General features: G+C 69.0%; 20 protein-coding genes. 9 read left to right on the top strand and 11 right to left on the bottom strand.

Annotated elements, in window-relative coordinates; all coding sequences use genetic code 11:
* Window positions 1-9 precede the first annotated feature (9 nt).
* Window positions 10-942 (bottom strand): LysR family transcriptional regulator, encoded by a 933-nt coding sequence (locus tag AC07X5_RS24920; RefSeq protein ID WP_494772297.1) that lies wholly within the window; start codon window positions 940-942, stop codon window positions 10-12.
* 80 nt (window positions 943-1,022) lie between these two features.
* Between AC07X5_RS24920 and AC07X5_RS24925 the strand changes: the two genes are divergently transcribed.
* Complete coding sequence (locus AC07X5_RS24925) at window positions 1,023-1,946, top strand: carbon-nitrogen hydrolase family protein (protein ID WP_494772298.1); 924 nt, start codon at window positions 1,023-1,025, stop codon at window positions 1,944-1,946.
* On the opposite strand, the gene AC07X5_RS24930 is transcribed toward AC07X5_RS24925, so the two are convergent.
* Entirely contained in the window at window positions 1,943-3,274 is a 1,332-nt protein-coding gene (locus AC07X5_RS24930; protein WP_409960680.1) for an aminotransferase-like domain-containing protein, read from the bottom strand. The two genes, AC07X5_RS24925 and AC07X5_RS24930, sit on opposite strands and share 4 nt — an antisense overlap.
* A gap of 86 nt (window positions 3,275-3,360) precedes the next feature.
* Between AC07X5_RS24930 and AC07X5_RS24935 the strand changes: the two genes are divergently transcribed.
* Window positions 3,361-3,978: a DJ-1/PfpI family protein gene (locus tag AC07X5_RS24935; protein WP_494772299.1), complete on the top strand. Its 618-nt coding sequence runs from the start codon at window positions 3,361-3,363 to the stop codon at window positions 3,976-3,978.
* Between the two features lie 7 nt (window positions 3,979-3,985).
* Here AC07X5_RS24935 and AC07X5_RS24940 read toward each other — a convergent pair whose 3' ends face one another.
* Both AC07X5_RS24940 and AC07X5_RS24945 read right to left on the bottom strand, forming a co-directional pair.
* On the bottom strand, window positions 3,986-4,288 hold the full coding sequence (locus tag AC07X5_RS24940; protein WP_494772300.1) for a VF530 family protein: 303 nt from the start codon (window positions 4,286-4,288) through the stop codon (window positions 3,986-3,988).
* Window positions 4,289-4,334: 46 nt separating this feature from the next.
* Window positions 4,335-5,252, bottom strand: coding sequence for a LysR family transcriptional regulator (locus AC07X5_RS24945; protein ID WP_494772301.1), 918 nt, complete (start codon window positions 5,250-5,252; stop codon window positions 4,335-4,337).
* A 173-nt stretch (window positions 5,253-5,425) separates the two neighbouring features.
* Here AC07X5_RS24945 and AC07X5_RS24950 point away from each other — a divergent pair, with 173 nt between their 5' ends.
* The 7 genes from AC07X5_RS24950 (at window position 5,426) to AC07X5_RS24980 (ending at window position 15,664) form a co-directional block, all read left to right on the top strand.
* Window positions 5,426-6,307, top strand: a complete 882-nt coding sequence (locus AC07X5_RS24950; protein ID WP_494772302.1) for an alpha/beta hydrolase — start codon at window positions 5,426-5,428, stop codon at window positions 6,305-6,307.
* Between the two features lie 440 nt (window positions 6,308-6,747).
* The gene (locus AC07X5_RS24955) at window positions 6,748-7,992 is read left to right on the top strand and encodes an efflux RND transporter periplasmic adaptor subunit (RefSeq protein WP_494772303.1); all 1,245 of its coding nucleotides are present in this window, start codon (window positions 6,748-6,750) and stop codon (window positions 7,990-7,992) included.
* A gap of 33 nt (window positions 7,993-8,025) precedes the next feature.
* Window positions 8,026-11,259 carry an efflux RND transporter permease subunit gene (locus AC07X5_RS24960; RefSeq protein ID WP_494772304.1) on the top strand — a complete coding sequence of 1,078 codons (3,234 nt, stop codon included), beginning with the start codon at window positions 8,026-8,028 and terminating at the stop codon, window positions 11,257-11,259.
* Window positions 11,260-11,282: 23 nt separating this feature from the next.
* On the top strand, window positions 11,283-12,764 hold the full coding sequence (locus AC07X5_RS24965) for an efflux transporter outer membrane subunit (RefSeq protein ID WP_494772305.1): 1,482 nt from the start codon (window positions 11,283-11,285) through the stop codon (window positions 12,762-12,764).
* Between the two features lie 145 nt (window positions 12,765-12,909).
* Window positions 12,910-14,346: an NAD-dependent succinate-semialdehyde dehydrogenase gene (locus AC07X5_RS24970; protein ID WP_494772306.1), complete on the top strand. Its 1,437-nt coding sequence runs from the start codon at window positions 12,910-12,912 to the stop codon at window positions 14,344-14,346.
* Between the two features lie 113 nt (window positions 14,347-14,459).
* Complete coding sequence (locus AC07X5_RS24975) at window positions 14,460-14,981, top strand: MarR family winged helix-turn-helix transcriptional regulator (protein ID WP_494772307.1); 522 nt, start codon at window positions 14,460-14,462, stop codon at window positions 14,979-14,981.
* On the top strand, window positions 14,978-15,664 hold the full coding sequence (locus AC07X5_RS24980) for a GNAT family N-acetyltransferase (RefSeq protein WP_494772308.1): 687 nt from the start codon (window positions 14,978-14,980) through the stop codon (window positions 15,662-15,664). The genes AC07X5_RS24975 and AC07X5_RS24980 overlap by 4 nt, the downstream gene beginning before the upstream one ends.
* 70 nt (window positions 15,665-15,734) lie before the next feature.
* Here AC07X5_RS24980 and AC07X5_RS24985 read toward each other — a convergent pair whose 3' ends face one another.
* From AC07X5_RS24985 to AC07X5_RS25015, 7 genes are all read right to left on the bottom strand, one after another.
* Window positions 15,735-16,451 carry a TonB-dependent receptor gene (locus tag AC07X5_RS24985; protein WP_409958220.1) on the bottom strand — a complete coding sequence of 239 codons (717 nt, stop codon included), beginning with the start codon at window positions 16,449-16,451 and terminating at the stop codon, window positions 15,735-15,737.
* A 62-nt stretch (window positions 16,452-16,513) separates the two neighbouring features.
* The gene (locus AC07X5_RS24990; protein ID WP_494772309.1) at window positions 16,514-18,646 is read right to left on the bottom strand and encodes a TonB-dependent receptor; all 2,133 of its coding nucleotides are present in this window, start codon (window positions 18,644-18,646) and stop codon (window positions 16,514-16,516) included.
* 154 nt (window positions 18,647-18,800) lie between these two features.
* Window positions 18,801-21,014, bottom strand: coding sequence for a TonB-dependent receptor (locus AC07X5_RS24995; RefSeq protein ID WP_494772310.1), 2,214 nt, complete (start codon window positions 21,012-21,014; stop codon window positions 18,801-18,803).
* Window positions 21,015-21,035: 21 nt separating this feature from the next.
* The gene (locus AC07X5_RS25000; protein WP_409959731.1) at window positions 21,036-21,272 is read right to left on the bottom strand and encodes a hypothetical protein; all 237 of its coding nucleotides are present in this window, start codon (window positions 21,270-21,272) and stop codon (window positions 21,036-21,038) included.
* Entirely contained in the window at window positions 21,269-22,453 is a 1,185-nt protein-coding gene (locus AC07X5_RS25005; protein ID WP_494772311.1) for a PepSY-associated TM helix domain-containing protein, read from the bottom strand. The genes AC07X5_RS25000 and AC07X5_RS25005 overlap by 4 nt, the downstream gene beginning before the upstream one ends.
* A gap of 294 nt (window positions 22,454-22,747) precedes the next feature.
* A complete protein-coding gene (locus AC07X5_RS25010) occupies window positions 22,748-24,841 on the bottom strand; it encodes a TonB-dependent siderophore receptor (protein WP_494772312.1) in 2,094 nt (697 codons plus the stop codon).
* A 122-nt stretch (window positions 24,842-24,963) separates the two neighbouring features.
* Window positions 24,964-25,296, bottom strand: coding sequence for a DUF3325 domain-containing protein (locus AC07X5_RS25015; protein ID WP_494772313.1), 333 nt, complete (start codon window positions 25,294-25,296; stop codon window positions 24,964-24,966).
* Window position 25,297: the final 1 nt, after the last annotated feature.

A 25,297-nucleotide genomic window follows, 5' to 3' on the forward strand; every position in this document is an offset into this window, starting at 1 on the left:
CGGGTGGTTTCAGCCGCCCGGTTCCACAGGCGGCCCACCCCAGTGGGCCGCCACCACCGACTGCACCTGCGCCACGGCCGAGTCGCGCAGGGCGTCGGTGCGCCAGCCCAGTTCCACCGCATAGCGCGGCATGGCCACGGGGCAGGGCAGCACCACCAGTCCGGCCAGGCGCGCCATGGCATGCGCGGCATGCGCAGGCACCGTGGCGATGGCCTGCGTTCCCTTGAGCAGGTAGGGCAGGGCGGCGAAGTGCGTGGTCGAGGCCACCACGCGGCGCTTGTGGCCCAGGGCGGCCAGCACCTCGTCCACCACGCCGATGAAGCCGCCCGATGAAATGAGGACGTGGTCGCGCGCCACGTAGTGCTGCACCGTGAGCCTGGAGGGCGCCTTGCGCCGGCCCGCTGGCGCATCCGCCACGCAGGCATAGCCACCTTCGCCGAGTACCCGGTGGCTGAGCCAGCGCGTGGCAAAGCCGCCGGCCGTGATGGCCAGGTCGATCTCGCGCGCCATCAGCATCTCGGCCACGATCTGGCTGTGCGTCTGCCGGAACGCCAGGCGCAGCCCCGGCGCGTGCTGTGCCATCAACTGCACCAGCCACGGGCCCATGGCGATCTCGAAATCGTCCGACAGGCCCAGCACCACCGAGCGGCCCTGGTAGCGCGCCGCGATCGAGGTGCCCAGGGCCAGGGTTTCGCGGCATTTGTTCAGTGCCTCACCGATCACCGGCCGCAGCTCCTGCGCGCGCAGCGTGGGCGCCAGGCCGCGGCCGGTGCGCGTGAACAAGGGGTCGCCATAGACCTTGCGCAGCCGCCCCAGCGCCGCGCTCACGGCCGACTGGGTGAGCGACAGGCGCAGCGCGGCGCGCGTGGCACCCCCTTCTTCGTACAAGGCTTCAAAGACGCGCAGCCCGTTCAGGTCGAACCCGATATCAATGTCATTCATATCTTTCAGCAATGGAGCGGCGTTGATTCATCTTATCGGTGCGTCAACACTGGCGCATCTGCAATCAACGGAGTTCATCCATGGCAATTTCCACCGTCGCCGCCCTGCAAATCGGCTCCTCGCCCGAAGGCACGGCCCAGACCCTGGCCAACGTGCTCGCATTCGAAGGCGAAATCCAGGATTCGGGCGCGCGCCTGGTCGTCATGCCCGAGGCGCTGCTGGGCGGCTACCCCAAGGGCGAGATCTTCGGCACCCGCCTGGGCTACCGCCTGCCCGAGGGGCGCGAGGCCTTTGCGCGCTACCATGCCAGCGCCATCGACGTGCCCGGCCCCGAGACCGAGGCACTGGCAGGCCTTGCGCAGCGCACGGGCGCCATGCTGGTGCTGGGCGTGATCGAGCGCGCGGGCAGCACCCTGTATTGCACGGCGCTGTACTTCGATCCCGACAAGGGCCTGGTTGGCAAGCACCGCAAGCTCATGCCCACGGGCACCGAGCGCCTGATCTGGGGCCAGGGCGACGGCTCCACCCTGCCGGTGGTCGATTCGGCCGTTGGCCGCGTCGGCGGCGTGATCTGCTGGGAGAACCACATGCCCCTGCTGCGCACCGCCATGTATGCCCAGGGCGTGCAGATCTGGTGTGCGCCCACTGTGGACGAGCGCGACATCTGGCAATGCTCCATGCGCCACATCGCGCACGAGGGGCGCTGCTTCGTCATCAGCGCCTGCCAGGTGCAGCCCTCGCCGCGCGCCCTGGGCATCGAGGCACCGGGCTGGGATGCCGACCGCCCGCTGATCCGCGGCAACAGCGTGATCGTGGGGCCGCTGGGCGACGTGCTGGCCGGCCCGCTGCAGAACAGCACCGGCCTGCTCACCGCGCAGATCGACGTGGAGGAGCTGGTGCGTGCGCGCTACGACTTCGACGTGGTGGGCCACTATGCGCGGCCCGACATCTTCACCCTGCAGGTGGACCGGCGTGCGCGCCAGACGGTGGCTTTCAGCGACTAGGACGAATCCTGCTCCACCGCCTGCCGCACCAGCGCCAGTGCCCGGGGCAGCTCTTCCAGCGGCACCGAGCCCAGCGCCACGCGCAGGGCCTGGGGCACATGCGTGGTGGTGGCAAAGCCTTCCGCGGTGGAGACCGTGACGCCGCGCTGCAGCAAGGTGGCTGCAATGCGGTCGGCCCGTTGGTCATCGCCCAGCGGCAGCCAGACGAAGTAGGAGTGCGGGTGGCGCACCAGCGGCAATTCCCCGAGCACCTCGGTGACCAGGGCCTGGCGCTGCGCGGTGTCGGCGCGTTTTTCGGCTTCCAGCCGGGCCACGGTGCCGTCTTCGATCCAGGCGCAGGCGATGGCGGTGAGCATGCCGGCCGTGTTCCAGGAGGTTGCGCGGATGGCGCGCTCCAGGGGCGTGATCATCTCCGGCGCGGCCGCGACAAAGCCGAAGCGCAGGCCCGTGGCCACGTTCTTGGACAGGCTGGAGACATACACCGTGCGCTCGGGCGCCAGCGCGGCGATGGGTACCAAGGCATCGCCGGCCAGGTAGGCGTACGGGGCATCCTCGATCACCAGCAGATCGTGCTGGCGCGCGATCATGGCCAGGCGCCCGCGCGAGCGCGCCGGCATCACGCAGCCCAGCGGGTTGTGCAGCGTGGGCATGGTGTAGATGGCGCGAACCGGCCGGGCATGGCACAGGCGCTGCAGCGCGTCGAGGTCCGTGCCCTCGGGGCCCATGGGCACGGGCGCCAGGTCCAGTCGCAGGCGCTCGGCCAGCACGCGAAAGCCCGGGTAGGTGAGGGCGTCCACGGCCACGATGTCGCCGGGCTGGAGCAGGCCCAGCGCGGCCACCGCCATGCCGTGCTGGGCGCCATTGACGATGAGGACCTGTTCGCCCGGCACCTTCAGCAGCCGCGACTGCAGGTGCCGCGCCACGATGGCGCGCTCGTGCAGGCGCCCGCCGTAGGGCTGGTAGTGCAGCAGCGATTCCAGGTCGCCCGAGGCCGCAAGCTGGCGCAGGGCCTCGCGCAATTGCTCGGCCTGCCCGGGCACGCTGGGGTTGTTGAACGACAGGTCGATGGCGCTGGCCTGCGGCGCGGTGAGGTCCGCGCCCGGCCGCGGGTACGACGGGTCGCGCACGAAGGTGCCGCGCCCGGTTTCGCCCACCACCAGGCCGATGGCCTCCAGCTCGGCATACACACGGCTGGCCGTGCCCAGTGCCAGACCGTACTTCGCCGCCAGTGCGCGGTGCGTGGGCAGGCGGGTGGCGGGCCGCAGCCGGCCGGTGCGGATGTCGGCGGCCAGCGCATCGACCACGTGTTTGTACCGGACCAGGCCCATCGCAATCCCCGTGTATCTATGACAATTCTTTGATTGTACTAAGTGGCCTGCTTACGATGGCGCATCTTTCACCCCGTGAGCACACCATGCGCATTGCCCTGCTGGCCTTTGACGGCTTCAATGAACTCGACTCCCTGATCGCCCTGGGCATCCTCAACCGGGTCAAGCGCCCGGGCTGGGAGGTGGCCCTGGTTGGCCCCACTCCGCGCGTGCGCTCCATGAACGGCATCGTGGTCGAGCCGCACCAGGCGTCGCTGGATTGGGCGCGGGATGCCGATGCGGTGCTGGTGGGCAGTGGCATCAAGACCCGCGAGGTGGTGGAAGACGCCGCGCTGATGGCGCAGCTGCAGTTCGACCCTGCGCGGCAGTTGCTGGGTGCCCAGTGCTCGGGGGCCCTGGTCCTGGCCAAACTGGGGCTCTTGGACAACGTGCCCGCCTGCACGGACCTGACCACCAAGCCCTGGGTGCAGGCCGCCGGTGTCACCGTGCTGGACCAGCCGCTGTTTGCCCATGGCAATGTGGCCACGGCCGGGGGCTGCCTGTCCTCGTCCTACCTGGCCGGCTGGGTGATTGCCCGCCTGGCGGGGGTGGAGGAGGCGGCCACCGCCCTGCATTACTTCGCCCCGGTGGGCGAAAAGGACGACTATGTGGCCCGCGCCATGGGCCATATCGAACGCTACCTGCCTGTAGCCGAACCCGCCTGAGGCGGTTTCACTCCTGCGCGTTGCGTTTCTGGTCGCGCAGCATGAACAGGTACAGGCTCTCGACCTTCTCGCGTGCCCAGGGCGTCTTGCGCAGGAACTTGAGGCTCGATGCCACGCTCGGGTCGCTCTGGAAGCAGCGCACGGGAATGCGCTGGCCCAGTTCGTCCCAGCCGAAGTAGTCTGCCAGGGCCACCACCATGGTCTCCAGGGTCACGCCGTGCAGCGGGTTGCGCGGCTGGACCGGTTTGGCGGGCGCGGCTTCGGGTGGAGAGCCAGATTCGGGCTCGGGGGTATCGGGGGCGTCGCTCATCCCTCAAGCATACCTTGGGGCATGGCGCGAAACGGCCCAAAGGCAGTCAGATCGTCCGTTGCAGGTGCGAGTTGCGTTGCACCAGCTCGGCCGTCCAGTCCACGAAGGCGCGCACCTTGGCGCTCAGGTGGCGGTTGGGCGGGTAGACCACGTAGATGGGCAGCAGGGGCTGCGTCCATTCGGGCAGGATGCGCACCAGCGTGCCGCTCTCCAGGTGCCGCGTGGCCTGGAAGCTTGTGATCTGCGCGATTCCCAGGCCCGAGGTGGCGGCCGTCACATAGGCGTTGCTCTCGTTCACACTCACCTGGTAGGGGCCGGTGATGTCGATGGACTCCTCGCCCTTGCGGAACTCCAGCGGGTAGTGGCGCCCGCTCTGTGGCGAGAAGTAGACGACGATGGAGTGCTTTTCCTCGATCTCCAGCGGGGTGGCCGGCGTGCCGTGCTTCGCCAGGTACTCGGGCGAGGCCACGGTGATGAATTCGAGGTTGCCGATGCGCCGCGCCACCAGCGACTGGTCGGTCAACTCGCCCCCGCGGATCACGCAATCCACGTTGTCGCTGATCAGGTCCACCATGCGGTCGCTCACGCCCAGGTCCACCTGGATGTCGGGGAAGCGGGCGTGGAATTCCGCCAGGTTGGGCAGGATGAGCAGTTGTGCCATCGAGGTGCCCACGTCTACGCGCAGGCGTCCGCGCGGGTTGGAGCGGGCATTGGTCATGCTCGCCTCGATATCGTCCAGGTCGGTCAAGAGGCGGATGGTTCGCTCGTAGTAGGCAGCGCCGTCGGCCGTCACGGTCACGCGGCGCGTGGTGCGGTTGAGCAGCTTCACGCGCAGGCGCTCCTCCAGCGCCTGCACGTGCTTGGTGACCGTGGCCTTGGGCAGCGAAAGCGAATCCGCCGCCCTGGTGAACGTGCCGGCCTCCACCACCCGCACGAATATGCGCATGGCCTGTATCTGGTCCATGGGCTCTCCTTGTACTTTGTACTTGCACCCACCAGTGGGTGCAGGGTAATTCTCACACGCGGCCTGCGCGGGATTGTTGAGCTTTTGGAAACAGTGCAGTGGTGTTTGGCCTGTTTATCCGAAAGTCGCAAGGTACTACATTTCATCCATCGTCAATCCAATGGGTCCATGCCATGCAGCCCGATCGCTCGCCTTCCACATCGTCGCCTAGCCGTGCCGGAGCCTCCTCCAAGGCCCCTGGCGCCGCAGTGGGCGCCCCCCAGCGCACCGATGCCACCATTGAGGTGGCCAAGGGCGAAGAGGTGGCGGTACGCGTCTACGGCCGCAAGCTGCCCGGCAAGCCTTCGCCGCTGGTGGTGCATTTCCACGGTGGCGCCTTCACCACGGGCGACCTCGATACCGGCTGCACCGTGGCCGACCTGCTGGAGCGGGCCGGCGCCGTGGTGGTGTCGGTGGCCTACCCGTTGACCCCGTTTCCCCAGCCCGTGAACACCGGCTACGGTGTGCTGCAATGGGCCTTCCGCAACCGCGTCAAGCTCGGCGGGCAGGGCGCGCAGATCTACTTGGCGGGCGAGGAGGCCGGCGGCAACCTGGCGGCCGCAGTCTCGGTGATGGCACGCGACCAGTCGCATCCGCCGCTGGCCGGGCAGATTTTGCTGTCGCCCATGCTCGACCCCTGCGTGGGCACGGCCTCGGTGCGCGAAGCCACGGGCGATGCCACCGGCTGCAAATGGACCGAAGGCTGGCGCAATTTCCTGCGCTGCCCGCGCGATGCCGAACACCCCTATGCCGTGCCCGCCACTGCACACCGCCTGGCGGGCCTGCCCTCCACCCTGGTGATGGTGGGCGATACCGACCCCATGCACGACGAGGCGCTGGCCTATGCCGCGCGCCTCGAATCCGCCGGCCTGCTGGTGCGGCGCCATGTGTTCCCCAAAGCCGGAGAGATGCCCGAAGCCCTGGAGGCCGGGCAGCGCGAATGCCCCTGCGCCGAAGGCGCGCTGGTGCAGATCCGGCAGTTTTTCGAGGACACCCGATGTCCGGCCCCCACCTGAGACCCCAGGGTTTGTAGGACGTGGTTGACCTCAACGTAAGTTGAGGTTCGATACTCCCGCCACCCCACTTACCGAGCCAGGCGCTCACCCTGCAAATTTCCGGCCATTGGCGCCGGAGGGGGAATGCTTTGCCCATGACTGGCCAGGAGCCGGTGCGAGTGCCGCCCGAGAGCGGTACGGACCGGCTGTTGCCCGCGTTTTTTTGACGATCTGTTTTTGCCCATTTCAACGACACGGAGGACTAGCCTATGAACACCATCCATCTGCAGGCCGCTGCACCCGGGAGCACTGCCACTGCCGACACCACCGCCGCCTTGCGCAGCCGGTGTTGACCTTGCCACCGTGTCAGTGCCCAGACTTCGTCCGCTTCCATTCCATCCGATATTGAAAACCGCTGCGGGACCTGTTCCACGAGAACGGCCCCGCCACAGAAAGTGACCATGAACTTCCATCTTCCTTTCCCCAAGCGCCCCCTGGGCCTCGCCACCCTGGCCACGGCCGCCGCTGCCGTCGCGGCCTCCGCCGTGCTGGTGTTCCAGTCGCCCTCGGCCCAGGCCACCGCCGGTGCGGCGCAGCCCCAGGCCGTGCCCGTTTCCGTGGCCGCCGTGCTGCAGCAGGACATTTCCCTGTGGGACGAGTTCTCGGGCCGGCTCGAAGCCGTGCAGCGCGTGGACATCCGCGCCCGCGTCTCCGGTGCCGTGCAGTCGGTGCATTTCCGCGAAGGCTCGCTGGTCAAGCAAGGCGACCTGCTGATCACCGTGGACCCAGCGCCCTATGCCGCCGAAGTGGACCGCGCCGAGGCGCAGGTCGCCGCCGCGCAGGCCCGCGTGTCCTACACCCGCAGTGAGCTGGAGCGCGCCACGCGCCTGCTGCAGGAAAGCGCCATCGCCCAGCGCGAGCACGACGAACGCCAGAACGCCCAGCGCGAGGCCGATGCCAACCTGCGTGCCGCCCAGGCCGCGCTGCAGACTGCGCGCCTGAACCTCGGCTACACCCAGGTGCGTGCCCCCGTGGCCGGCCGCGTGGGCCGCATCGAGGTCACCCAGGGCAACCTGGTGGCTTCGGGCCCCGGCGCTCCGGTGCTGACCACGCTGGTCTCGGTAAGCCCGATCTACGCCAGCTTCGATACCGACGAGCAGGTGGTGGTGAAGGCCTTGCAGGACCTCAAGTCCGGCACCAGCGCCCGCACCCTGATCGAGCGCATCCCCGTGCAGATGGGCACCGGCACCTCGGGCGGCACGCCGCACGTGGGCAAGCTGCAGCTCATCGACAACCAGGTCGATGCGAAAAGCGGCACGGTGCGCGTGCGCGCCGTGTTCGACAACGAAGGTGGCGACCTCATCCCCGGCCAGTTCGCGCGCGTCCGCATGGGCCAGGCGCGCAGCTCGCAGGCCATCCTGATCAACGAGCGCGCCGTGGGCACGGACCAGAACAAGAAGTTCGTGCTGGTGGTGGGCGAAGGCAACAAGGCCGAGTACCGCGAGGTCACGCTGGGCGCGCCCATCGAAGGCCTGCGCGTGGTCACCTCGGGCCTGAAGGCCGGCGAGACCATCATCGTCAACGGCCTGCAGCGCGTGCGCCCCGGCGCCGTGGTTGCACCGCAGTCCGTCCCCATGACCGCCAAGGCCGAGATCCCTGCCGCCGAGCGCAAGGAAGCCCGCGCCGCCAAGTCGCCTGCCGCGTAAGGGCAGTGAGCGCCCGCTGAAAGAACACCAGCCATGAATCTATCCCGCTTCTTCATCGACCGCCCCATCTTCGCCGGGGTGCTGTCGGTGCTCATCTTCCTCGGGGGGCTGATCGCATTGCGCAGCCTGCCGATCTCCGAATACCCCGAAGTGGCCCCGCCATCCGTGGTGGTGCGCGCCCAGTACCCGGGCGCCAACCCCAAGGTCATCGCCGAAACCGTCGCCACGCCGCTGGAGGAATCCATCAACGGCGTGGAAGGCATGCTCTACATGGGCAGCCAGGCCACGACCGACGGCGTGATGACGCTGACCGTGACCTTCGCCCTGGGCACCGACCCGGACAAGGCGCAGCAACTGGTGCAGAACCGCGTCTCGCAGGCCGAGCCACGCCTGCCCGAGGAAGTGCGCCGCCTGGGCGTCACCACGGTCAAGAGCGCGCCCGACCTGACCATGGTCGTGCACATGGTCTCGCCCAATGGCCGCTACGACATCGACTACCTGCGCAACTACGCCGTGCTCAACGTCAAGGACCGCCTCGCGCGCATCCAGGGCGTGGGCCAGGTGCAGATCTTCGGCGGTGGCGACTATTCCATGCGCGTCTGGCTCGATCCGCAGAAGGTCGCGCAGCGCGGCCTCTCGGCCAGCGACGTGGTGGCCGCCATCCGCGGCCAGAACGTGCAGGCCGCCGCCGGCGTGGTGGGCGCATCGCCCGGCCTGCCCGGCGTGGACCTGCAGCTGTCCATCAACGCCCAGGGCCGCCTGCAGACCGAGGACGACTTCGGCGACATCATCGTCAAGACCGGCACCGACGGCGCGGTGACGCGCCTGCGCGACATCGCCCGCCTGGAGCTGGGCGCGGCCGACTACTCGCTGCGCTCGCTGCTCAACAACGACCCGGCCGTGGGCATGGGCGTGTTCCAGGCGCCGGGCTCCAACGCCCTGGACATCTCGGCCAACGTGCGCAAGACCATGGAAGAACTGCAGAAGAACATGCCCGAGGGCGTGGAATTCCGCATCGCCTACGACCCGACGCAGTTCGTGCGGGCCTCCATCAAGTCGGTGATCCAGACCCTGCTCGAAGCCATCGCCCTGGTGGTGATCGTGGTGATCCTGTTCCTGCAGACCTGGCGCGCCTCCATCATCCCGCTGCTGGCGGTGCCGGTGTCGGTGGTGGGGACGTTTGCCGTGCTGCACCTGCTGGGCTTTTCGATCAACGCGCTGAGCCTGTTCGGCCTGGTGCTGGCCATCGGCATCGTGGTGGACGACGCCATCGTGGTGGTGGAGAACGTGGAGCGCAACATCGAGGCCGGCCTGACCCCGCGCGAGGCCACCTACCGCGCCATGCGCGAAGTCTCCGGCCCCATCATCGCCATCGCGCTGGTGCTGGTGGCCGTGTTCGTGCCACTGGCCTTCATCAGCGGGCTCACGGGCCAGTTCTACCGCCAGTTCGCGGTCACCATCGCCATCTCCACGGTGATCTCGGCCATCAACTCGCTGACCCTGTCGCCCGCGCTCAGCGCACTGCTGCTCAAGGGCCACCATGAGCCCAAGGACGCGCTCACGCGCGGCATGGACAAGGTGCTGGGCGGCGTGTTCCGAGGATTCAACCGCCTGTTCCACCGCGGCTCCGAGGCCTACAGCGGCGGCGTCAAGCGCGTCATCGGCCGCAAGGCGGTGATGCTGGCGATCTACCTGGCCCTGGTGGGCGCGACCTTCGGCCTGTTCAAGATCATTCCCGGCGGCTTCGTGCCGGCGCAGGACAAGCAGTACCTGATCGGCTTCGCGCAGCTGCCCGACGGTGCCACGCTGGACCGCACCGAGGACGTGATCCGCCGCATGGGCGACATCATGAAGAAGAACCCCAACGTGGAAGACGCCATCGCCTTCCCCGGCCTGTCGATCAACGGCTTCACCAACAGCTCCAACTCGGGCATCGTCTTCGCCACGCTCAAGCCCTTTGCCGAGCGCACCCGTGCCGACCAGAGCGGCGGCGCCGTGGCGGGCCAGCTGAACCAGTCCTTCGGCGAGATCCAGGAAGCCTTCATCGCCATGTTCCCGCCGCCACCGGTGGCGGGCCTGGGCACCACGGGTGGCTTCAAGCTGCAGATCGAAGACCGCGCATCGCTGGGCTACGAGGCCATGGACGGCGCCGTGAAGGCCTTCATGGCCAAGGCCTACCAGACGCCCGAGCTGGCCGGTCTGTTCACGAGCTGGCAGGTCAACGTGCCGCAGCTGTACGCGAACATCGACCGCACCAAGGCGCGCCAGCTCGGTGTGCCGGTGACGGATATCTTCGAGACGCTGCAGATCTACCTGGGCAGCCTGTACGCCAACGACTTCAACCAGTTCGGCCGCACCTACAGCGTGCGTGTGCAGGCCGATGCCGCCTACCGCGCCCGCAGCGATGACGTGGGCCTGCTCAAGGTGCGCTCCACTTCGGGTGAGATGGTGCCGCTGTCGGCGCTGATGAAGCTCGAGCCGAGCTTCGGCCCCGAGCGTGCCATGCGCTACAACGGCTTCCTGGCCGCTGACGTGAACGGCCAGCCCGGCCCCGGCTTCTCGTCGGGCCAGGCGCAGGACGCCATCGAGCGCATCGCCGCCGAGACGCTGCCCAAGGGCATCAGCTTCGAGTGGACCGAGCTGACCTACCAGGAAATCCTGGCCGGCAACTCCGCCGTGCTGGTGTTCCCCATCGCCATCCTGCTGGTGTTCCTGGTGCTGGCCGCGCAGTACGAAAGCCTGACCCTGCCGATCGCCATCATCCTGATCGTGCCCATGGGCCTGCTGGCGGCGATGACGGGCGTCTGGCTCAGCAAGGGCGACAACAACGTCTTCACGCAGATCGGGCTCATCGTGCTGGTGGGGCTGTCGGCGAAGAACGCCATCCTGATCGTGGAGTTCGCCCGCGAGCTGGAGTTTGCCGGCCGCACCCCCGTGCAGGCCGCCATCGAGGCCAGCCGCCTGCGGCTGCGCCCCATCCTGATGACCTCGCTGGCCTTCGTGATGGGTGTGCTGCCCCTGGTGCTGTCCACCGGTGCCGGCGCCGAGATGCGCAGCGCCATGGGCGTGGCGGTGTTCGCCGGGATGATCGGGGTGACGGCCTTCGGCCTGTTCCTCACGCCGGTGTTCTACGTCGTGCTGCGCCGCCTGGCCGGCAACCGCCCCCTGGCCAACCACGGCAGCCACACGGCGCCGCTGACCGATGCCCCCGGCCCTGGCGCCGTGGCCCACCCCATCCTGGCTGCTCCGCGCGGCCATGACGAATGAATGAGCGCAAAGGAGTCTTTGCCATGAATGCGACTACGATGTTTTCAGACCCTTCCCTGACCGCGCGGCGCGCGGCGCGCCTGGCGCCGCTGGTGGCCGCCCTGGTGCTGGCCGGCTGCATGGGCACGCCCATCGCGCCGCAGCCCGAGCATGCCGGCGTGGCCGTGCCCGCCAGCTTCAGCGTGGCCGACGGCGCCCCCGCATGGACCACCGCCGCCCCCGCCGAGGCACAGCCGCGCGGCGAGTGGTGGCTGGGCTTCCAGGACCCGGTGCTCAGCGGCCTGGTCGAGCGTGCCGCCAGCGGCAATACCACGGTGCAGGAGGCAGCGGCCCGCCTGGCCGAGGCGCGCTCGCTGCTGCGCTCGGCCGATGCCGCGCGTGCACCCCAGGTCGGCGCCTCGGCCGGCGCCACGCGCCAGGCCGGCGCTGGCACCACGGGCAGCACCGAGGCCTCCACGCTGACCAGCGTGGGCCTCAACATCTCCTACGAGCTCGACCTGTTCGGCCGCCTGTCCAAGGCCAGCGATGCCGCCCGCCTCGATGCCCAGGCGCGCGAGGCGCTGCTGCAGAGCACGCGCCTGCTGGTCCAGGCCGACGTGGCGCAGACCTACCTGCAGCTGCGCTCGGTGCAGGCCGAGCAGGTGCTGGTGCGCGAAAGCCTGGCTGCCTACCGCGACACGCTGCGCCTGACGCAGCGGCGCTTCCAGGCCGGCGATGTGGCCGAGCTCGACGTGGCGCGCGTGCAGACCGAGGTCGCGGCCACCGAATCCGAGGCCCTGGCCCTGGAGCGCCAGCAGGCCCTGCTGTCCAATGCCCTGGCGGTGCTGGTGGGCGACGTGGCCACCGGCTTTGCCGTGGCACCGGGCACCGGCGATGCCGCGCTGCCCGTGATCCCGGCCGGCGTGCCCGGCACGGTGCTGGCGCGCCGGCCCGACGTGTCGGCCGCCCAGGCCTCGGTGCTGGCAGCCCAGGCGCGCGTGGGCGTGGCCGAGGCGGCCTGGTTCCCGGCCATCACCCTCACAGGCAATGCCGGCCAGGCCTCGCCCGAACTGGGCGACCTGTTCAAGTGGTCGGCCCGCTCCTGGGGCATCGGCGCGCTGCTGTCGCTGCCGATCTTCGACGGCGGCCAGCGCAAGGCCCAGGAAGAGGGTGCCCGCGCCCGGCTGGAGGCCGCCATGGCGGCGCACCGCGGCCAGGTGCTCACGGCCTTCCGCGAGGTCGAGGACCAGTTGAGCGCGCTGCGCCTGCTGGCCGGCCAGGCCGAGGCCCAGGGCCGCGCCGTGCAGTCGGCCGTGCGCGCCACCCAGCTGTCGGATTCGCGCTACCGCAACGGCCTGGTGAGCCAGCTCGAACTGCTGGACGCACGCCGCAGCGAGCTGCGCAACCGCCGCCAGGCACTGCAGGTGCGCACCTCCCAGTACACCGCCACCGTAGGCCTGATCCGCGCGCTGGGCGGCGGCTGGGGTGACGGCAAGGTCGCCCTGGCGCAGGTGCCCGCACGCTGAGCGAGGGCGGCTCGGCAGGGGTTTTGCCGCCCCTGCAAGCCAGCCTGTTGCAAGGGGCCTATAGTGCCGGGTGTCGCCATTCGACCGGTGGGTCGGTGAAATGGCTGCCATCCCATTCTTCCCCTTGCATGCAGGAGACTTCGCAATGAGCTACCCCGATACCCGCCTCTTCATCGCCGGCCAGTGGCAGGACGCCGCCGATGGCAAGACCATCGCCGTGCACAACCCCGCCACGGGCAAGGAAATCGGCCGCGTGGCCCATGCCGGCAAGGCCGACCTGGACCGTGCCCTTGAAGCCGCGCAGAAGGGCTTCGAGGCCTGGCGCGACATCCCGGCCGTGGACCGCGCCAAGACCATGCGCCGCGCCGCCGCGCTGATGCGCGAGCGCGCTGATGCCATCGCCGCCATCATGGTGCAGGAGCAGGGCAAGCCCCTGCCCGAAGCCAAGGTGGAGACCATGGCCTCGGCCGACATCATCGAATGGTTCGCCGACGAATCCCTGCGCGTCTACGGCCGCATCGTGCCCTCGCGCAACCTCAAGGCCCAGCAACTGGTCATCAAGGACCCCGTGGGCCCCGTGGCGGCCTTCACGCCCTGGAACTTCCCCATCAACCAGGTGGTGCGCAAGCTCGCAGCCGCGCTGTCGGCCGGCTGTTCCATCCTGGTCAAGGCACCCGAGGAAACCCCGGCCAGCCCGGCCGAGCTGATCCGCGCGTTCGCGGATGCCGGCGTACCTGAAGGCACCGTGGGCCTGGTCTATGGCGACCCCGCCGAGATCTCCAACTACCTGATTCCGCACCCCATCATCCGCAAGGTCACCTTCACCGGCTCCACGCCCGTGGGCAAGCAACTGGCCGCCCTGGCCGGCAAGCACATGAAGCGCGTGACCATGGAACTGGGCGGCCATGCCCCGGTGATCGTCGCCGAGGACGCCGACGTGGCCCTGGCCATCAAGGCCGCCGGTGGCGCCAAGTTCCGCAATGCCGGCCAGGTCTGCATCTCGCCCACCCGCTTCCTGGTGCACGAGAGCATCCGCGCCGAGTTCGTGGCTGCGCTCACGGGCCATGCCCAGGGCCTGAAGGTCGGCGACGGCCTGGTGCAGGGCACGCAGATGGGCCCGCTGGCCAACCCGCGCCGCATCACCGCCATGGCCGACCTGCTGGCCGACGCCGTGCAGCAGGGCGCGCAACTGGCCGCTGGTGGCGAGCGCATCGGCAGCGAAGGCAACTTCTTCCAGCCCACCGTGCTCAACGACGTGCCGCTGTCGGCCCGCATCTTCAACGAAGAGCCCTTCGGCCCCGTGGCCGCCGTGCGCGGTTTCGAGAAGATCGAGGACGCCATTGCCGAAGCCAACCGCCTGCCCTTTGGCCTGGCCGGTTATGCCTTCACGCGTTCGCTCAAGAACGCGCACCTGCTGTCCCAGCGCCTGGAAGTGGGCATGCTGTGGATCAACCAGGCTGCCGCTCCGGCCGCTGAGTTGCCCTTCGGCGGCCTCAAGGATTCGGGCTACGGCTCCGAAGGCGGCAGTGAAGCCGTCGAGGCGCATCTGAACACGCGCCTGGTCTCGATCATGAACGTGTGATGGACGCATGGCCCGCGATGCAGGCCCCGGCGGGCCTCGCGGGCCATGTTCCACCGGTATGGCTTGACATGGCTTTATCAAATATATAGCATGATATATATCAAAGGAAATTCATGTTGCACGATACCGTTAAGGAACTCGGATTCCTCACCCTGGGCACGCGCTTTCGGCGCATCGGGGAGTCGCTGCAGGCGCAGACCCAGGCGCTCATGGCCCAGCATGGCATCGACCTGCCGGCCGCCCATTTCCCGCTGCTCGCCGCGCTGGACCGGCATGGCCCGCTGGGCGTGGGTGAGCTGAGCGCGGCAGTCGGGGTCAGCCAGCCCGTGGTCACCCGCTCGCTGCACGGGCTGGAGGCCAGCGGCCTGGTGGAATCCCGTTCGCTTGAGTCCGACCGGCGTATCCGCAAGGTGCAGCTCAGCGCTGCAGGGCAGGCCCTGGTCGAGCGTGCCCGGCGGGAAGTCTGGCCGGTGATCGAAGCCTCGGTGGCCCAGATCTGCGCACCGCTGCAGGGACCGCTGCTCGACCAGCTCGCGGCCCTGGAGCAGGGCCTCGCACACACCTCGCTGCTGCAGCGCGCAGCAGCCACCCTCGCGGCACAGCCCGCACGCTCCTCCGAAAAGGCACCCCGATGAACGACAACAACCCCCTTGACCGCCCCGTCTGGGCTGCGCTGCTGCATGCGCCGCAACTCGCCGAAGGCGGAGAGCTCGCCAGGCGGTACCGGCGCGATGTGAACCTGTTCGCCTCGGCCCGCGACGATGAGGGTGCCAGCCTGGCGGCACTGGCCGATCTGGTGGCGCCGGGAGAGTCCATCTTCATGGCGCAGGTGGCACCGGTACAGGTGCCGCCCGGCCTGCAGCTCGTGCGCAGCGCCCAGGGCGTGCAGATGCTGGCCATGGGGCCCGTGGCGCCTGTGGACGGTGCCGAGGCGGTGGTGGAGCTCGGCGATGCGGATGCACCCGAGATGCTGGCCCTGGCCCGGCTCACGGAGCCCGGCCCTTTTCTCGAACGCACCCACACCATGGGCCGCTTCCTCGGGGTGCGCATCGATGGGCGCCTGGCCGCCATGGCCGGCGAGCGCATGCGCTTTGCAGGGGGTACGGAGGTGAGCGGGGTCTGCACCCACCCGGACTTTCGCGGCCGGGGCCTGGCGCGCCGGCTGTCGTCGGTGGTGGCGCATGCCATCCAGCAGCGCGGCGACCAGGCCTTCCTGCATGCCTGGGCCAGCAACCATGCGGCCATCGCGCTCTATGAAACCCTGGGCTTCGAGACCCGCACCGAAATCCAGGTGGCCGTGCTGGCGCGGCCTTCGTAAGAAAGAAAAAGCCCCGGCACGCTGGTGCGTGCCGGGGCTTGGATCATGGCGCCAGGCGCCATGGGAGCACTCAGTGTTTCTCGGGTGCTGGGGGCAGTGGAGGCGAAACCGCGCCCTCGGCCTGCACAAAGCTCAGCGTGGTCACGTAGCTGGCTTCGCCGTACTTCTCGCCCTGGGCTTCGCCGGGGGTCTTGTCGGTGTGGTGCACTTCGGCCACGTACTGGCCCTTCCAGGGGGTCAGGAACTCCACGGTGCCGTCATCAGCGGACTGGGCTTCACGGCTCCAGCCGGCGGGCGAGACCAGTTGCACCTTGGCCTTGGGCAGCGGCTTGCCGTTGAACACGACCTTGAGCTGGCCGGGCTTGCCCGTGGGCACCAGGTCCAGCGCCTGGCCGGGCGCCACGGGCTGGGCGAGGCTGGCGACCCAGCGCGCCGAGGGCTGCCAGTACATGGCGGGCAGGTTGCGCTTGCTGCGGTCGATCAGCGGGTAGGTGGCGGCGGCGAACAGCGTGTCGGCGTTGCCGGTCACGGTGTAGGCGAAGGCGTCCTTGGTGAGCTTGCCTTCGACCTTCTGGCTGGCGGTGCCGGCGCGCTGCTCGAGCACGGGCACACCCTTGAACTTGTCCAGCGCACCGGGCGAGGTCTCGCGCAGGTTGTCGTTGAACTCGCCGAAGTGCAGGCGGGCCTGGCCGCCGGCGTTTTCGAGCCACACCTGGTGGGCGTTGGCGGTGGTGGCGGCTGCGGCCACCAGGGCGAAAGCGGCAGCGGTGCGAAGGGTCAGGGTCATGGTGAGATGCCTTTGGAGTGAGAGAGAAAGTAAACGAGAACGAGTGCGATTATCGTTGCAGTTCACAAGTCCACTTGTGCGGACAGGGAGACGGTGCGCGGGCGCCCCAGGTAGGTGCCGTTGAGCCAGTACTGTTTGTCGGTGAGATTGGCCACCGACAGGCGCCAGACCACGGGCTTGCCCGACACCTTGGCAACATGGCGCAACCCGGCATCGAGCAGCGTGTAGGCGGGCAGTTGCTGGGTGTTGAGGGCATCGCGCTGCTGCCTGCCGGTGTAGAGCACACCGCCCGTGAGCGCCAGACCGGGCACGGCGGCGATGTCGTACTCGGCGTAGAGCTTGGCCTGGACTTCGGCGACGTTGGCCGGGGTCTTGCCCTGCAGCGCCGGGGTGGCCGTCTGCCTGGTCACCTGGGCGTCCAGCAGCGTGACGCCGCCCCACAGCGTGAGCCCGGGCAGGGCACGGCCGCTGGCGGTGAATTCAAGCCCCTTGTGCACCTGGCGACCGTCCTGCACGTACACCGGTGCGGCGGGGTGGGTGGTGGTGTCGGTGTACTGCAGGCCCTTGTCGATCTGGAACAGCGCGCCGGTCAACAGCATGTTGCCGAGTTCGGCCTTGACGCCCACCTCGGCCTGCTTGGACAGCAGTGGCGGCAGGACGGCGCCCGCATTGACCACGGCACGTCCGCCCGCGGTCAGCGGCGCGGTGCCGCCTTTTTCCAGGCTCTCCATGTAGTTGGCATAGAGGGTGATGTGCTCTGCCGGCTTGAACAGCACGGCCAGCGAGGGCGTGGTGCGGCTGTCGCCGTAGCGGGCCGTGGTGGCGCCGGCGGCGTTGTAGCTGGTGTCCGTGATGCTGGCGTGGGTGAGGCCGACCAGGGCCGACCACTGCGCGTTGAACTCCACATGGTCGCCCAGCACCCAGTTGCCGTAGCGCGAGCGCTGGGCGATGTACTTGGGGCCCGCGATGGTGAAGGCCGGGGCGGTGAGCGCCGTGGGCGCGGCGATGTCCATGGGGGCGGAGGTCAGCGTGGCCCAGCCGCCGGCCGAGCTCAGGAACGGGGTGCGCTCGTCATGGTCGCCGTACCAGCCCGCGGTGATCTTGTGGCGCAGGCTGCCGGTCTGCAGCTTGCCGTCCACCAGCGCAAAGCCGCCCAGCGCCTTGACGTCGGGGTAGTCCCAGGCGCTGGCCTGCACGCGGTAGCGGCCGGGGGCTCCGGTGACGAAGAGGTTGTTGGCCGCGATGAGGTCGATGTCGCTCTTGCGCTGCGTGAGGCCGGTGCGCACGGTCAGCGCCTCGCTGGCGCGCCAGGTCACGCGTGCGCCCCACTGGGTCTGCGTGGTGTCGGTGCGCGTGAAGGGCTGGCCGTAGCTGCGGTGCAGGTCGGGTGCTGCGGGAAATGCGGCCCCCGGGTCCACGTCCCAGAAGGGTTCGCTGCCCTTCATGTGGTAGATGCTGCGGGAGGCATCGAACTGCAGCTGCAGGCGGTCACTGAGGTTCCAGTCCAGTGCGCCGCTGACCAGTCCACGCCGCAGGGACTGGCCGTCGAGCCGCAGGTCGCCGTCCTGCGCCACCGCGTTGAGGCGGTAGGCCAGGCGGCCGTCCGCGTCCAGCGCCCCGCCGAAGTCGCCGTGCACCCGCAGGTTGCTGCCCTCGGTGATGCCTGCGGTCACGCGCGCCAGCGGCTGGTAGACGGGGCGCTTGAGCACGTAGTTGATGGTGCCGCCCACATTTCCGCTGCCATGGAGAAAGCCCGACAGACCGGTCAGCACCTCGATGCGCTCCTTGTCCTCCAGGTCCGTGTTCACATAGGTGGTGGTGCTGGGAACGCCGTCGATGCGCTTGGTCGACCCGACGCTGAAGCCGCGCATGGCCACGCTGGTGAAAAAGCGCGACTGCGGACCCTGCAGCTGCACCACGGGGTTGTAGCGGAAGGCGTCGTCGGGCTTGCTGGCCTGCAGGTTCTGCAGCAGCTCGCCGGTGGTCACGTGGACCGAGAACGGCGTGTCCAGCAGGGGCAGGTCGGCCAAAGGGCCGAGCTGGCGCACCTGGGCCGGGCGGTAGCCCTGCGCAGCAGCGCCATCGCGTTCGCTGGCGGCTTCCTGGATCTTGACTTCGGGCAGGGTTTGCTGGGCCTGGGCCGTGGCGGCCAGGCCGAGCAGCGCGGCCATCACGGGTGTCAGTGTGCGGGGCATGGCAGTGTCATCTCTTGGAAAGGCAGGTAGGTAGGCCACCTGCCGTGGATCGCAAAAAAATTGGCTGCCTGGGCGAGCACGGTCGCTCGCGCGGTGGCTGGAAAATCCGCAGGCCATCGGGTGGCGCGGGCCGCCCGATGGCCGGAGGCTGGCGTCAGAAGTCGACGCTGGCGCTCAGGGTGAAGGCGCGCGGCGCACCCACCACCAGGTAGCCCGAGCCGGGGTAGCCGCCCACCGAAGCCCAGTGGTTCTTGTTGGTCGCGTTGTCGATGCGGGCGCGCAGCGTGACGAGCTTGCCACCCACCTCGGTCAGGTAGCGGGCGCCCAGGTCCAGGCGGTTCCAGCCGGCCACGCGCAGGGTGTTGGTGGCGTTGGCGTAGCTCGAACCGGTGTGCACAAGGCGGCCATCGAGGGCCAGGCCGCGCACACCGGGCACGTCCCATTCCAGGCCCAGGTTGGCCTGCAGCTTGGGCACGCCGATCACGCGCTGGCCATCGGTGAGTGCCGAGCCGGTGCGCTGCTGTGTGGCATCCAGCCACGTGGCGCCGCCGAGCACGCGCAGGCCGCTCATGGCCTCGCCCTGCACGGCCAGTTCCAGGCCCTGGTGGCGGTCCTTGCCGCTGCCACTGAAGATGTTCGCTGCATCGATGACCGAGCGCGGCTTGTCGGTGGAGAACAGCGCCACGCTGCCGCCCACGCGGCCGCCGTCGTACTTCACGCCGATTTCCTTCTGCTTGGACACATAGGGTGCCAGCATGGTGCCGCGGTTGGCCGCCGTGGCGGGCGCGGTGTCGCCCTGGCTCAGGCCCTCCGCATAGTTGGCGTACACCGACAGGCTCTTGTCGATCTTGTACAGGGCACCCACCACGGGGCTGGTGCGGTCCTGTTCATAACGCGAGGTCTGGGCGCCGGTGCCATAGGCGAAGTTGGCGATGTCGAACTTCTGGTGGCGCACGCCCAGCGTGACCAGCAGGCGGTTGTCCAGCATCGACAGCGTATCGCCCAGCGCCACGCTGCTCATGCGGGTGCGGCCCGTGGTCAGCGGGTTGTCCATCACGCCGCCCTTGCCCGCATTGGCGCTGAAGGCCGGAAAGGCCGAGAACACGGGGTTGTAGAGGTTCGTGGACTGCGTGTTGCCGGAGTCGAAGACATAGGCGTTCTTCTTGTCCAGGCTGAACGTGGAGGCTGCGAGCACCCACTCATGGCCGATGCTGCCGGTCTGCAGCTTGCCGCGCAGGCCCAGTTCGCCGGTGTTCACGTTGTCCTTGCGGGCGTTGTCGAAGCGGTAGGTGGTGCCCGCGCCCGTGCTGCCGTTGGACACCGAGAGGTTGGCCAGCGAGTTCAGCTCCTTGCCGCTGCGGGCGCCGGCGGCGGCCCAGGCCGTGATGTTCTGGTTGATGTCCCACTCGCCGCGCAGCGTGCCGAAGGTGTCGCGCTCGTTGGAGAAGGACCAGGGCTGCGCGAAGTTGCTGTTGCCGTCCGGTGCGGTGGGCACCACGGTCACGGCGCCGCCCAGCGTCACGTTGGTGCGCGTGCGCTTGAGCTTGTGGTCCTGCCAGCCGATGTCGCCCGACAGGCGCACGTCGCGGCTGCGCCAGTCCAGGCCCACGGCGGCCAGGCCGAGCCTGGCCTTCTCGTCGTCGATGGCCGTGCCGCCATGGTGCGAGGCCACGTTGACGCGGATGCCGGTGTTGCCATCGGGCCCGAAGCGGCGCGCGATGTCGGCCGAAACGTCGGTATGGCCGCCGCTGCCGACGCCGAAGCCCACGCGGCTCAGCGGCTCGTTGGGCGCACGCTTGGGCAGCAGGTTGATGGCGCCGCCCAGGCCGCCCCCGCTGGGGTTGGCGCCGTTCAGGAAGGACGATGCGCCGCGCAGCACTTCCACGCGCTCGAACAGCTCGGTGGCGATGTACTGGCGTGGCAGCAGGCCGTACAGGCCGTTGTAGGCCGTGTCGTCCGAGCCGAGGATGAAGCCGCGGATGAAGTACGACTCCTGGAAGTTGCCGAAGCCGCGCGCCACGCGCACCGTGGGGTCGTTCTGCAGCACGTCACCCACGCTGCGGGCGTGGCGGTCCTGGATCAGCTCGTTGGTGTAGCTGATGGTGGAAAACGGCGTCTCCATCGCATCGCGCGTGCCCAGGATGCCCACGCGGCCGCCGCGTGCCACCTGGCCACCGGGATAGGCGGGTGACAGGCCTTGCGCCGATGCGTCGGCGCTGGCATTCACGGTGACGGTGGAGAGCGTCTTGTCGCTGCCGGTGGCGGCGGTCTGCGCGATGGCGGCCGGCAGGGCGAAGGTGCACAGCAGGGCAGCGGCCAGGGCTGCTGGCGTGTGCGCCAGCACAGGGGGGCGATGGGTAGGGTGCATGGTGGTCAGAAAAAGTAAATGTCAGAAAGGGTTGGCGGGGTCGTCGCTGGGGTTCGGATCGGCAGGGGCTGCGGCCGGTGCGGGCCGCCAGGCGAACCAGGCCATCACGGCCACGGGCACGCCCAGCCCGATCCAGGACCACCAGTCGCCCCAGGTGTCCGAGACCAGGGCGGTGGCCAGGCCGGTGGCCGTGAGCAGCCCGAGCACGATGGGCCAGCCCCACAGGGTGCGAAAGGGCGTGGGTGCATTCCTGCTCATGCGGCGCGCTCCGGGTTGGCGGCCAGGGAGGCCGTGGCACTGGCGGACAGGCCGGCGGGGGCTGCGGGCGCGGTGGCCGCGGCGGGTGCCTTGCGGCGCAGCCACAGGTACAGGCCGCTGCCCAGCACGATGATGGTGGCGATGTCCAGCAGCGCCCAGAGAATCTTCATGGGCATGCCCCCGTAGTCGCCGAAGTGCAGCGGCTGCGAGACCAGCAGCGCCGTGAGGTACCACGGCAGCTGCGGCGCGGCCGTGATCTGGCCGCTGTGGGCATCGACCAAAATGGGCTGCAGCAGGCGCGAGGTCAGCGGCTCGGCACCGCGCACGAAGACGGTGTTGTGGTGCGGGCTGGAGAACGAGGTACCCGGGAAGGCGATGAACGACAGCTTGGTGCCCGGCGCATGCGCGCGGGCCACGTCCACCGCCTGCTGCAGCGGGCCGCGCTGGTCCATGGGGATCACGGGCTTGCCCTTGTAGGGCGCGAGCAGCGTGGACAACTGGTCGTACTGCCAGTACTTGATCATCAGGTCGGCCCAGGTGTTGATCATGCCGGTGGCGCCCACCACCAGCGCCCACACCAGGGTCACGATGCCCAGCAGGTTGTGCAGGTCCAGCCACTTCACGCGCGTGGAGCGGTCGCGCCGCACGTCGCCAAAGCGCAGCTTGCGCATGAAGGGCGCGTACAGCACCACACCGGTGACGATGGCCACCAGCAGCAGCAGGCCCATGAAGCCCAGGAAAAGCTTGCCTGGCAGGCCGGCGAACAGGTCCACGTGCAGGCGGAACATGAGGTTCATGAAGCCCTGGTTGGTGGGAATATCGGACAGCACCTTGGCCGTGCGCGCATCGACCGCCACGGACTTGAAGTCCTCGGTAGGGTCGGGCGTGTGCGTGAGCGTGACGAACCAGACCTTGTCGTCGTCCTCGGCCTGCGAGACGAACTGCACCATGCGCTCGGGGTGAACGGCCTTGGCGGCGGCGATCACCGTGTCCAGGCTGGCGCGCGGCGTGCCGTCGGGCATGGCCGGCGCCTCGACCTCGGTGCCCAGCAGGTGGCCGATTTCGTGGTGGAAGATCAGCGGCAGGCCGGTAAGGCACAGCAGCAGCATGAAGATGGTGCAGACGAGGCTGGACCACTTGTGGGTCCAGGACCAGCGGCGAAGGGCGGCAGGTGACAGCATGGCGTGGGCTTTGCGGGTCAGCACCCAGGGCGTCCGGCCTGGCTTCCCGGGCGTGTGCGCGGGCCGCGGTCGCCAGGCGACCGGAGCAGGGCACGCAACGGGAGGGGACAGGAGGGCAGCAAGCCGGACACCTTGGAAAAAGAAGAGGGAAGAGGGCGATGGCAGAAGCCCCTGCGGCGCCGGGGCCGAAGGGGCTTCACGCCAGCGATTTTACGTTGCAACTAAGAATGATTTGCTTTTGCGTTGTTTCCGTGGTGTTGTTTTGGTGTCTCAAACCGGGTTCAGCATCTGGGTTCAGTACCGGGCCTTGAGCGCCAGCGTCACGCGGCGCGGCTCGCCGTAGAAGTTCTGGCGGGAAGTGCCCGAGACCTTCTCGTAGTAGGTCTTGTCGAACAGGTTGTCCACGCTGAGGTTCAGGGCCAGTTGGTCGTTGATCTGGTAGCCCACCTGCGCGCTGGCCAGCACGTAGTCGCCCGAGGTGATGCGCAGCGTGCCGCTCTGGGCAAAGAACTCGCTGCGGTAGGACAGGCCGCCGCCGATGCTGAAGCCACGCAATGCGGGCGAGGTGAAGGCATAGCGCGTGAAGACGTTCACGCTGTGGCGCGGGGTGACGGGGCTGAACACCTGGCCCAGCTGGGCCGCGGGTGCGCGCAGGTAGAGCGTGTCGTTGTAGGCATAGCCGGCCATCACGTCCCAGCCGGGCTGCACCTGGCCGCTGACCTCGGCCTCGAAACCCTGCGAACGCACCTTGCCGCCCGCATAGAAGGCGCCAGCCAATCGGGAGTCGGCGATGGCCCGGTCTTCGTCGATGATGCGGAAGATGGCCGCATGCGCCTGCAGGCGCTTGTCCAGGAACTCGCCCTTCAGGCCCAGTTCCACCTGCTTGCCGGTGCGGGGGTCGAGCAATTGCTTGTTGATGTCGAGCTGGCTCTGCACCACGAAGGTCTCGGAATAGCCCGCGTAGGCCGTGTACTGCGGGTGGAAGTCGTACAGCACCGCCACCGAAGGGATGAACTGGCGGCCCGGGTCGGCCACGCTCGTGGCCGCACCCGTGCTGGTGCTGCGCGTCACCGCATCGGCCCAGCTCAGGCGCCCGCCGGCCAGGACCTTGACGGAGTCGGCCACGCTGACCTGTGCCTGGCCGTACAGCGCGTTCTCGGTGCGCGTGGTGATGGCCGAGTAGCCTGGCAGCACAAGCGCCGGGTAGGGCGCGCCGTAGTTGGGCGTGAGCAGGTTGGCCTGCACAGGCGTGCCGTACGCGAAGTTGTTTTCGTAGCTCTTGTTCTCGCTGCGGCTGGCGCCCACCAGCAGGCGGTGCGTGCGGCCGGCCACGTCCACCGGCAGGCTGGCGAACAGGTCGTAGTTGCGCGTCTTCACATGGGTCAGGCCGTCGACCATTTCCATGGTGAAGTTGCCATTGGGGCTGAGCGCGCTGTTGGCGCGGGCGGCACTGTAGAAGGCCGTGCGGTCCACATCGCGGGCCGACAGGCGCACCGTGCCGCCTCCGGCGAGGCGGTGTTCCAGTTCGGCGAAGAGGTCGGTGGTTTCCAGGTCCTGGCGGTTGGAGGCCAGGCCCGAGAAGGAGCTGCGCGGCAGGCTGGCCAGGCGGCCATCGGCATAGGTGGGCAGGCCCTGGTCGATGGAGGAGCGCACGCGCTGCTGCGCGCCGCCGATGGACAGCGTGGTGGACGGGGCGATGTCCCACTCCAGCGTGCCATAGCCCAGGCGCTTGTTGTTGAACAGGGTGGCGACATGGCTGTCGCGGTCTTCGGCCACCGCCACAGCGCGGGCGCGCACGGTGCCTGCGGCGTTGAGCGCACTGCCCACGTCCACCTCGCCGCGGCGCAGGCCGAAGGAACCCACGGACGCATCGGCGTTGAGCATCAGCTTGCCCGGTGCGCGCTTGCGCACCAGGTTCACGGTGCCTCCCGGCTCGCTGCCGCCCTGCAGCATGCCGGCAGGGCCGCGCAGCACCTCGATGCGGTCGTACATGGCGGCGTCCAGTGTGCTGTAGTTGCCCTGCGGGATGGGCACACCGTCGAGCTGGATGGAGCCCAGATCGAAGCCGCGCGACTGGAAGGTGTTGTAGTTGCCGGCGCCGTCGAAGCGCGTCACGGTGATGCCGGTGCTGAACTTGACGGCGTCTTCCACCTTGGTCACGTTGCGGTCATCGAGCTGCTGGCGCGTGATGACGCTGATGGACTGCGGGATCTCGCGCGGTGCCTGGTCCATCTTGCCCACGCTGATCTGGCGCGCGGTGTACTGGCCTGTGCCTTCGGTGGTGTCACTGCTGTTGGTCACCTTCACCTCGGGCAGGGCGGCGTCCTGTGCGTGGGCCGCACCCGCTGCCAGGCAGCTGCAGGCGGCCAGCAGGGCCAGGGTGCTCAAGGGGAAACGGGGCGGGGGGAGGATCGAAGAGGGGTGCATGGTGTGAACGAGGGGAGGGAGGGATGGAAATGGGGCGGGGCGCAGACGGGACCGCAACCAAGGCAAGTACAGGGCAGGCATGCTCACCACCCTGCGGCCCAGGCGGCGAGGCCAGCGGCCAGCGCCACGCCCGCCAACCGGGGCGCGTGGCGTGGCTGCCAGGTCATCACGGCCGTGACGGCCACGGCGGCGACCGACAAGGCGATGGTCCAGGCCGTCACCCCGAGCGAGGCCGGCGTGCCCCCATGGGGCCGCGCGGCCAGCCACAGCGAGAGGGCCAGCAGCAGCCAGCCCGCGCGGCGCCATTGCGCCAGGCGTGGGGCGGCGGCTTCGCGGCCCAGGGCGTCTTCGTGGTGGCGGTCCATGCCCAGGGCGATGGCGGACCAGGCGGCAAAGCAGAGAAAAAAGGCGGACATG

It is taken from the genome of Acidovorax sp. GW458-11-26-14-TSB4 (genome assembly GCF_059423865.1).

Coding starts and splice junctions, on each gene's coding strand:
- AC07X5_RS24925 (WP_494772298.1), top strand. CDS start 1,023: ATGGCAATTTCCACCGTCGCCGCCCTGCAAATCGGCTCCTCGCCCGAA.
- AC07X5_RS24935 (WP_494772299.1), top strand. CDS start 3,361: ATGCGCATTGCCCTGCTGGCCTTTGACGGCTTCAATGAACTCGACTCC.
- AC07X5_RS24970 (WP_494772306.1), top strand. CDS start 12,910: ATGAGCTACCCCGATACCCGCCTCTTCATCGCCGGCCAGTGGCAGGAC.
- AC07X5_RS24940 (WP_494772300.1), bottom strand. CDS start 4,288: ATGAGCGACGCCCCCGATACCCCCGAGCCCGAATCTGGCTCTCCACCC.
- AC07X5_RS24985 (WP_409958220.1), bottom strand. CDS start 16,451: ATGACCCTGACCCTTCGCACCGCTGCCGCTTTCGCCCTGGTGGCCGCA.
- AC07X5_RS24980 (WP_494772308.1), top strand. CDS start 14,978: ATGAACGACAACAACCCCCTTGACCGCCCCGTCTGGGCTGCGCTGCTG.
- AC07X5_RS24975 (WP_494772307.1), top strand. CDS start 14,460: ATGTTGCACGATACCGTTAAGGAACTCGGATTCCTCACCCTGGGCACG.
- AC07X5_RS25000 (WP_409959731.1), bottom strand. CDS start 21,272: ATGAGCAGGAATGCACCCACGCCCTTTCGCACCCTGTGGGGCTGGCCC.
- AC07X5_RS24960 (WP_494772304.1), top strand. CDS start 8,026: ATGAATCTATCCCGCTTCTTCATCGACCGCCCCATCTTCGCCGGGGTG.
- AC07X5_RS24995 (WP_494772310.1), bottom strand. CDS start 21,014: ATGCACCCTACCCATCGCCCCCCTGTGCTGGCGCACACGCCAGCAGCC.
- AC07X5_RS25015 (WP_494772313.1), bottom strand. CDS start 25,296: ATGTCCGCCTTTTTTCTCTGCTTTGCCGCCTGGTCCGCCATCGCCCTG.
- AC07X5_RS24930 (WP_409960680.1), bottom strand. CDS start 3,274: ATGGGCCTGGTCCGGTACAAACACGTGGTCGATGCGCTGGCCGCCGAC.
- AC07X5_RS24920 (WP_494772297.1), bottom strand. CDS start 942: ATGAATGACATTGATATCGGGTTCGACCTGAACGGGCTGCGCGTCTTT.
- AC07X5_RS24950 (WP_494772302.1), top strand. CDS start 5,426: ATGCAGCCCGATCGCTCGCCTTCCACATCGTCGCCTAGCCGTGCCGGA.
- AC07X5_RS24990 (WP_494772309.1), bottom strand. CDS start 18,646: ATGCCCCGCACACTGACACCCGTGATGGCCGCGCTGCTCGGCCTGGCC.
- AC07X5_RS25005 (WP_494772311.1), bottom strand. CDS start 22,453: ATGCTGTCACCTGCCGCCCTTCGCCGCTGGTCCTGGACCCACAAGTGG.
- AC07X5_RS24965 (WP_494772305.1), top strand. CDS start 11,283: ATGAATGCGACTACGATGTTTTCAGACCCTTCCCTGACCGCGCGGCGC.
- AC07X5_RS24945 (WP_494772301.1), bottom strand. CDS start 5,252: ATGGACCAGATACAGGCCATGCGCATATTCGTGCGGGTGGTGGAGGCC.
- AC07X5_RS24955 (WP_494772303.1), top strand. CDS start 6,748: ATGAACTTCCATCTTCCTTTCCCCAAGCGCCCCCTGGGCCTCGCCACC.